At 67.6% G+C, this 9005-nt stretch carries 4 protein-coding genes; all 4 read left to right on the top strand.

Annotated elements, in window-relative coordinates; genetic code table 11:
- Nucleotides 1-365 precede the first annotated feature (365 nt).
- The 4 genes from AC3WRI_RS32475 to AC3WRI_RS32460 all read left to right on the top strand — a co-directional run bounded on the left by AC3WRI_RS32475 (nt 366) and on the right by AC3WRI_RS32460 (nt 8805).
- Nucleotides 366-2762: a carbohydrate-binding family V/XII gene (locus AC3WRI_RS32475; RefSeq protein ID WP_492294966.1), complete on the top strand. Its 2397-nt coding sequence runs from the start codon at nt 366-368 to the stop codon at nt 2760-2762.
- Between the two features lie 207 nt (nt 2763-2969).
- A complete protein-coding gene (locus AC3WRI_RS32470) occupies nt 2970-4205 on the top strand; it encodes an efflux RND transporter periplasmic adaptor subunit (protein ID WP_011616123.1) in 1236 nt (411 codons plus the stop codon).
- Nucleotides 4202-7360: an efflux RND transporter permease subunit gene (locus AC3WRI_RS32465; protein ID WP_010812265.1), complete on the top strand. Its 3159-nt coding sequence runs from the start codon at nt 4202-4204 to the stop codon at nt 7358-7360. The genes AC3WRI_RS32470 and AC3WRI_RS32465 overlap by 4 nt, the downstream gene beginning before the upstream one ends.
- The gene (locus AC3WRI_RS32460; protein WP_010812264.1) at nt 7357-8805 is read left to right on the top strand and encodes an efflux transporter outer membrane subunit; all 1449 of its coding nucleotides are present in this window, start codon (nt 7357-7359) and stop codon (nt 8803-8805) included. Before AC3WRI_RS32465 ends, AC3WRI_RS32460 begins: the two co-directional genes overlap by 4 nt.
- The last annotated feature ends 200 nt before the right edge of the window (nt 8806-9005 follow it).

The following is a 9005-nucleotide window of genomic DNA, read 5'->3' as shown; positions in this document are numbered from 1 at the left end:
GGCCTGGGCGGAGTCTTCAAAGATGAGGCCGTGCGGGGCGGCTTCAAGGGCCGTTGTGGTGGCATCAGGCCAAGCAAGATGCACACCCGCCTTGCCTGCGCGCGTCGCAACGGCGCATTGCGGCTTGACATGGCCGCCTGCCGCCCCGACTACTTCTTTGTATGAAGGCCGCTGTCGATGGCCGCCGCGCATGCCCCATGCCACCGGCTGATCTGTCTTTTTTGGGGACGGATCCTGAATGTTTTCGAATCAGATTGTTCGCCTTTGCGGCCTAATTTAGATTCGCGGGATGGGCCGCCTGTTGTGCAGCATCGTGCCCGCGGTGCCGGCCCGCCGGCGCAGGCGGCTTCCTCCCGGAGAAACCCATGTCTTTTCGCCTGAAGCAGACCAGCGCCCTGATCGCCGCGGCGTGGCTTGCATTCGCCCCGCTCAGCCCGCAGGCCGCCACGCCGCCCACGCCAACCGCGGCTGCCCTGAGCTGGCCCCGCAATTTTGACGCCGCCACCGATCACGTGGAGCTGTACCAGCCCCAGATCGAGACCTGGGACGGCAACCGGCTGTCCGGGCGCGCGGCGGTGGCGGTGGGCGAGAAGTCGGGTTCTCCGACCTACGGCGTGGTGCATTTCTCGGCAACCGGCGATATCGACAAGTCCTCAGGGCTGGTGCAACTGACCCGAATCACGGTGGACAGCGTCGAAGTGCCGACCCGGCCCGACGCCGCCGACCGGGTGCGCCAGGCGCTGGTGTCGCGCCTGCCGGCCAACGGGCTGACGGTGCCGCTGGACCAGTTGCAGGCCAGCTACGCGGTATCGCAGCAACTGGCCAAGGCTGGCCGCGTGGCGGTGCGCAATGACGTGCCCCAGATCCTTTTTGCCACCACGCCGACGCTGCTGGTGCTGGTCGACGGCGAGCCGGCCTGGCGCGCCGTGCCGGGCACGCAGTACGAACGGGCGCTGAACAGCCGAGCGCTGCTGCTGCGCGAATCCGGCGGCGAGCTGCACCTGAAGGCGGCCGGCTACTGGTATCGCTCCGAATCGGCCGGCGGCGCCTGGGAAGTGATGACGACCGTGCCCAAGGCGCTGGAGAGCGCGGCCACCAAGGCGGCGGCCGGCATGAAGCCCGACACGATGCTGCCGGCCGACGGCAAGCGGCCGGCGAGGGCGCCGGCGATCCTCTTTGCCACGCAGCCGACCGAGCTGGTCATGACCAGCGGCGCGCCGCAGATGACGCCGGTCAGCGGCGTCAGCCTGCTGACGATGTCCAATGCCGACCACGCGGTCTTTGTCGATCCGGGTGCCAACCAGTATTACGTGCTGGTCTCGGGCCGCTGGTTCCGCGCGCCGATGCTGACCGGGCCGTGGGAGTACGTGCCCGGCGCCCAGCTGCCGGCAGACTTCGCCAGGATCCCGGCGACCGACCCCAAGGCCAATGTGCTGGTCTCGGTGCCCGGCACGCCGCAGGCACGCGAGGCCGAGATCGCGGCGACCATTCCGCAGACCGCCACGGTGTCGCGCAGCAAGGCCAGCCTGGCGGTGGCGTATGACGGCGCGCCGCGCTTCACGCCGGTCACCGGCACCTCGCTCAGCTACGCGGTCAACAGCGGCACGCCGGTGATCGAGGTCGACAGCAGCCACTACTACGCGGTCGCCAACGGCGTCTGGTTCACGGCGCCGGCACCGTCCGGCCCGTGGCGTGTGGCCACCGAAGTGCCGTCGGCGATCTACACCATCCCGCCGACTTCGCCGGTGTACTACGTGACCTATGTGCGCATCTATTCGGTCACGCCGGAGACCGTGGTGGTGGGCTACACCCCCGGCTACATGGGCGTGGTGGTCAGCGCCGACGGCACGGTGGTGTACGGCACCGGCTATGTCTATCCGCCCTATGTGGGCGCGGTCTACTACGGCTACCCGGCCACCTATGGCTACGGCGCCGGCTTTGGCATCGGCATGGCCGAGGGCTTTGCCTTCGGCTTCGCCGCCGGTGCGTTCTGGGGCGCGGCGTCGCCGTACTGGGGCCCTTATTGGTGGGGCGGCGCGTACAACTGGAACTACGTCAACGTGAACCAGGCCAATTTCTACGGCCGCTGGGGCCAGGGCACCGTGACCCACGCCCAGGGCTGGAACGCCTGGACCGGCACCGAATGGCGCGGCACCGCCGGCGCCGGCTACGACCCGGCCACCGGGGCGCGCTACCAGGGCAGCCGCGGTGGGGCGTTCAATCCCTATTCCGGCAACTATGCGGCGGGCCGCCAGGGCTCGTTCGCCAATCCGTCGACCGGGCGCGAGGGCGCCGCGCGCGGCGGCGTGGCCGGCAACACCTACACCGGCAACTATGCCGCCGGCCGCCAGGCGGCGGGCTACAACGCGCAGACCGGCCGCGTCGGCGCGGCCGAAGCGGGTATTGCCGGCAATACGCAGACCGGCCAGCACACTGCCGGCAGCCGTGGCTTTGTCGCCAATCCGGACAAGAACAATGCGGTGGTGTGGAACAACGGCAACGTGTATGCCGGCCACGACGGCTCGGTGTACCAGCACACCGACAACGGCTGGCAGAAGCACACCCCCAGCGGCTGGGAACAGGTGCAGCCCGGCAACGACGCCACTGCGCGGCTAGAGCAGCAGCGCCAGGCGCGTGAGATCGGCCAGCAGCGTTTCCAGGGCACGGCCCAGCAGTGGCAGGGGCGCGGCGGTTGGGGCGGTTTTGGCGGCCGTGCCGGGGGTTTCCGCGGCGGCGGTTTCCATGGCGGGTTCCGCCGCTGAGACAGGGCCCTGGCAGCCCGCGCGGGTGCGGGCAAAAGCAAGTCGAAAGCAGTAAAGACGCCTACAAAAGAATTGAATTGGCGCCCGCAGGGCCGAGCCTTACCCTGCCGGTAAAGAGGCGAGTGCGGCCACCGGTCCGGCGCGACGGAAGGTCGCCAGCGTGCGCGCGCGGCGATCGCGTGCATAACCATGGCGGGAGAGGGATCCGTGAACACTGCTTTCCATTGGCGCGGCGCGCTCTGGCTGGTCTGCGTGATGACGCTGGCCGCCTGCGGCAAGGACAAACCGGCGCCCAGCGCACCGCCCGCGGCCGAGGTCGGCACCATGACGGTGGCGCCGCGCGATGTGCCGATCGTCTATGACTTCGTCGGCCAGACCCAGAGCTCGCAGCAGGTGGAGATCCGCGCGCGCGTCAATGGCTTCCTGGACCGGCGCGTCTATACCGAGGGCGCGGTGGTCAAGGCCGGCGAGACCATGTTCCTGATGGATCCCAAGCCTTTCGCCGCGGCGCTGGATGCGGCCAATGCCGAAATGGCGCAGCAGGTGGCGCGGCTCAAGACCGCCAATGCCGACCTGGCGCGGGTGCGCCCGCTGGCCGAGCGCAACGCGCTGAGCCAGCGCGACCTGGACGACGCCGTGGGCAAGCAGCAGGCCGCCGCGGCCGCGGTCGAGGCGGCCCGGGCCAATGTCACCAATGCCAGGCTGAACCTGGGCTATACCACGATCAAGTCACCGGTCACCGGCGTGTCGAGCTTTGCCAAGAAGCAGGCCGGCAGCTATATCGATCCGTCGAACAGCCTGCTGACCTACGTGGCCAAGCTCGACCCGATGTGGGTCAATTTCAGCCTGTCCGAGAACGAGGTGCTGTCGTCACGCTCGGAGCAGGAGTCCGGCGCGCTCAAGTTCCCGCCCAAGGGCGCCTTTGACGTGGTGATCGTGATGGCCGATGGCAGCCAGTTCCCGCATCACGGCAAGATCACCTTTGCCGATGCCTCGTTCAGCGCCGAGACCGGCACCTACATGATCCGCGCCGAGGTTGCCAACCCTGACGGCACGCTGCGCCCCGGCCAGTTCGTGCGCGTGAAGCTGCATGGCGCCGAGCGCACCAAGGCCGTGGCGGTGCCGCAGGAAGCCGTCATCCAGGGCCCGCGCGGGCAGATGGTGTGGGTGGTCGGCGCGGACAACAAGGCCCACCAGCGCGTGGTCGACGTGGGCCAGTGGACCGGCGACAACTGGGTGATCCGCTCCGGCCTGAAGCCGGGCGAGCGCGTGGTCGTCAGCGGCGGGCTGCGGCTGGCGCCCGACGCGCCGGTCAAGGCCACCGAGGTCGCGTCCGGCCAGAAGCCCCCGGCGGGTGCGGCGCCCGCCAGCGCACCGGGTGCGCCAGGCGCGTCATCCCCCGCCCAGGCCAAGAGCACGCAGAGCGCGGGGAGCAAGCCATGAAGCTTGCCCACTTCTTCATCGACCGACCCATCTTTGCGTCGGTCCTGTCCATCATCATCGTGGTGGGCGGCCTGGTCGCGCTGACCAAACTGCCGATTGCCCAGTTCCCGGACGTCACGCCGCCGTCGATCACGGTGACGACTCGATACCCCGGAGCCAGCGCGGAGGTGGTCGCCCAAAACGTAGCGGCGCCGATCGAGCAGCAGGTCAACGGCGCGGACCGGATGATGTACATGAACTCGACGAGCTCCTCGACGGGTGACCTGACCTTGACGGTGTATTTCGAGATCGGGACCGATCCGCAACTGGCGCAGGTAGACGTGCAGAACCGGGTCAACCTGGCGCTGCCAACCCTGCCTGAAGCGGTCACGGCCCAGGGCGTTTCCGTGCAGAAGCGTTCTTCCGCGTTCATGATGGTGATTGCCATCTTTTCGCCGGACAACAGCTACGACCAGACCTTTGTCGGCAACTACGCCAACATCTATGTGCTGGATGCGCTCAAGCGCATTCCCGGCGCCAACCAGTCAGCGATCTTCGGCAATCCGGACTACGCCATGCGGCTCTGGCTGCGGCCGGACCGGATGGCGTCGCTGGGCATTACCACGGAAGACGTCAAGAACGCTGTCAGCGCGCAGAACCAGCAGTTCTCCGCCGGGCGTATCGGACAGTCGCCGACCACCGATCCCGTCCTGCAGACGTTCCCGATTGCGACCAAGGGCCAGATGACCGAGCCCGCCGAGTTCGAGAACATGATCCTGCGCGCGCAGTCGGGCGACGCCGCGCTGGTGCGGCTCAAGGACATCGGCAGGGCTGAACTCGGCGTCAAGGATTATTCGCTGCGCAGCCGCTACAAGGGCAAGACCGCCACGCTGCTGGCGGTCTACCAGCAGCCGGGCGCCAATGCGCTGGACGTGGCCAAGCAGGTGCGCGGCACGCTGGCGGAGCTGAAGAAGTCGTTCCCGCCCGGGCTGGAATATGAGGTTGCGCTCGACACCACCGAGTTCGTGAACGAATCGATCAACGAGGTGGTGCACACGCTGCGCGATGCGGTGATCCTCGTGATCCTGGTCGTCTACCTGTTCCTGCAGAGCCTGCGCGCAACCATCGTGCCGATCCTTGCCGTGCCGGTGTCGATCATTGGCGCCTTCGTCGGCATGAGCATGTTCGGCTTTTCGGTCAACATGCTGACCTTGTTCGGGATGGTGCTGGCCATCGGCATCGTGGTCGACGACGCGATCGTGGTGATCGAGAACGTCGAGCGCAACATGGTGGAGTTCAAACTGCCACCAAAGGAGGCGGCCAAGCGTGCCATGGACGAGGTGAGCGGCCCCGTGGTTGCGATCGTGCTGGTGCTGCTGGCGGTATTCATCCCGGTGGCGTTCCTGTCCGGCATTACCGGCCAGCTCTACAAGCAGTTTGCCGTCACCATCGCGGTGTCGGTGGTGTTGTCCGGGGTGGTGGCGCTGACCCTGTCGCCGGCGCTTGCGGCAATCCTGCTCAAGCCCGGCGAGCACAAGAAGAACCGGTTTTTCCAGTGGTTCAACAATTCGTTCGATCGCCTGATCCAGGGGTACGACAAGTCGCTGCAGGTCGTGATCAGGCGGACGGTGATCTCCATCGTCATCATCCTTGTCATGATCGGGGTGAGCGTGCTGATGTTCGTGCGGATACCGTCGTCGTTCCTGCCGGTGGAGGACCAGGGCTATCTGTTCGGTGCCGTGGTGATGCCGGATGCGGCCAGCCTGGACCGCACCGGCAACCTCTCCTCCCGTGCCGAGGCCTGGTATGCCAAGCAGCCCGGCGTCAGCTCGGTGGCGTCCGTGGACGGGTACAGCCTGATCGATTCGCAGAACAAGGCCAATGCTTCCACCTTGTTCATCACGCTGAAGGGCTTCCATGACCGCAAGGAAGGCGAGAGCGCGGCGGATCTGATCGCCAAGGCGAAGAAGGAGTTTGCGAGCTACCAGGACGGTGTGACCATTCCGATCAACCCGCCCTCGATCCCGGGCCTGGGAACGACCGGTGGTTTTGAGTTCTGGCTCCAGAGCACGGCGGACGGCACCTACCAGCAGCTGGAGGAGCGGGTGCATGCCTTTATCGCCAAGGCGCGGCAGCGGCCGGAGCTGACCGGGATCAATTCCACTATCAACACGCGCTCGCGCCAGTTGCTGGTGGAGGTGGATCGCGAACGCTCCGAAACCCAGGGCGTGCCCGTCGAGCAGGTCTATTCCGCGCTGCAGACCATGTTCGGTTCGCTCTTCGTCAGCCAGTTCCCGAAGAACAGCCGGCTGTTCCAGGTGATCCTGCAGGCCGAGGCCGACTACCGCTCGCGTCCGGAGGATCTCGACAAGGTCTACGTGCGCAACCGCACTGGCGAAATGGTGCCGATCAAGGCGGTGACGACATCCCGGTATGTCCCGGGCGCCGATATCATGACCCGCTTCAACAATTTCCCGGCCGCCAAGATCATGGGCGATGCCGCGCCGGGCTACAGCTCCGGCCAGGCGCTTGCGGCCATGGAGGACGTGGCGCGGGAGGTGCTTGGCCAGGGCTACAGCTTTGCCTGGAGCGGACAGGCGTACGAGGAGAAGACTGCCGGATCGACGGCAGCAATGGTCTTTGCCTTTGCCTTGCTGATGGTGTTCCTGATCCTTGCTGCGCAGTACGAAAAATGGACGCTGCCGTTCGGTGTGCTGCTGGCGGTACCGTTCGCGCTGTTCGGTGCACTGGTTGCCATCCTGTTGCGCGGCATGCAGAACGACGTCTACTTCCAGATCGGGCTGACGGTGCTGATCGCGTTGGCGGCGAAGAATGCCATCCTGATCTTCGAGTTCGCGGTGGAAATCCGGCACAAGGAAGGCCTCAGTGCCTACGACGCGGCCTTGCATGCGGCCAGGCTGCGCCTGCGCCCGATCATCATGACCTCGCTCGCCTTTATCCTCGGCTGCGTGCCGCTGGCGATCGCCAGTGGCGCGTCGGCGGCCAGCCGACAGTCGCTGGGCACCGGCGTGATCGGCGGGATGCTCGGCGCCACGGTGATTGCGCTGTTCTTCATCCCGATGTTCTTCTGGGGGCTGGAGGTGATGTCCGAGCGCAAGCCTAAGCCCAAGGTCGGGGCCGCAGCCACCACGCCACCGGCCGGAGAACCGTCATGAGCGCGCGCCACCGGCTGGCCGGTGCCTGCCTGGCCGCAGCGCTGGGCGGCTGTGCCATCGGCCCCAACTATGAGCGCCCGGCCACGCCCGAGCCGGCGCAGTACCGCATCGATACCGGCGTGCTGTCGGTGGCCGCGGACAGCGCCTGGTGGGACAGCTTCGGCGACCCGGTGCTGAACACGCTGGTCGAGACGGCGCTGCGCAACAGCTACGACGTGCGCATCGCCGCGGCCCGCATCGATGAGTTCCGCGGCCAGCTGATGGTGGTGCGCTCGGGATTCTTCCCGCAGGTGAACCTGTCCGCGGCGGCAACGCGCCAGCGCGCCGGCACCTTCAACGGCACGCCGTTCGCGTCGCTCGATGGCCCGCGCAACTCGTACCAGCTGCTCGCCAATGCCAGCTGGGAGATCGACCTGTGGGGCCGCATCCGGCGCCAGGCGGAGTCCGCCGAGGCCAGCCTGTGGAACGCCGAGTACGCGCGCCGTGGCGTGGTGCTGTCACTGGCGGCATCGGTGGTGCAGGGCTACGCCACGCTGCGCGGGCTGGACGCGCAGCTGGAGATCGCGCAGCAGACGCTGAAGGCGCGCGGGGCTGGACTGGATATCTTCCGGCAGCGCTATGAGGGCGGGGTGATCTCGCAGGTTGAGCTGTCGCAGGCCGAGAACGATTTCTACGTGACCGAGGCGACGATCCCGGTGCTGCGCAGCGGCATCGCGCAGACCGAGAACGCGCTGTCGGTGCTGCTGGGCCGCGAGCCCGGGCCGATCGAGCGCGGCAAGCCGGTCAATGAACTGCAGCCGCCGCCGGTGGGTGCGGACCTGCCAGCCGCGCTGCTGTCGCGCCGGCCGGACGTGCTGCAGGCCGAGCAGTCCGCCATTGCCGCCAATGCGCAGCTGGGCGCCGCGCAAGCGTTGTACCTGCCGGCCGTCAACCTGAGCGGGCTGTTCGGCGCCATTGCCAGTTCGCCGGCCGGGTTGTGGCATAGTGCCTCGCAGGTGTGGGGCATCGGTGCCGGCCTGACCCAGCCGATCTTCCAGGGCGGCGCCATCCGCGGCCAGGTGCAGACCGCCTCGGCACAGCGCGAGCAGGCCATGCTGGCCTACCAGGGCACCGTGCTGTCGGCCCTGGCCGACGTCAACAGTGCACTGTCCAACGGCATCGAGACCCGCAACCGCCTGGTCAGCCTGCGCCAGCAGGAGAAGAGCCTGGTGGTCTATGCCGACCAGTCGAGCGCGCGCTACGAGGGCGGCTATTCCAGCTACCTGGAGGTGACCACGGCACAGGAGAAGCTGTTCGCCGCGCAGCTGTCGGCGGTGCAGGGGCAGGTGGACGTGCTGACCGGCACCGCGGCGTTGTACAAGTCGCTCGGCGGCGGCTGGCCGTCGGTGCCGCAGGACGTCAGGGAGGCGGGGATGCAGGGGGATGCGAAGGTGTTGAGGCGGTAGGACGAAGTGCTGGCGCAATTGCCAGGCGCTAGCGCACCGCGTGCGCCGGAATTCACTGCCACCTCTCGCGGACGCTCCCCTCTCCCGCGAAGTGGGAGAGGGGAGCAAACCGCAGGCGTTGAAATGCGCTCACGCCACTGACCTCACCGCGCCGACCACTCCCCCTGCCTGACCCCCAGCGCCGTGACCACCCCATAGGC

This window comes from Cupriavidus sp. FW305-27 (assembly GCF_058787995.1).
Note: the sequence above shows the minus strand (reverse complement) of the source record. Positions and strands in the feature narration are given on the sequence as shown.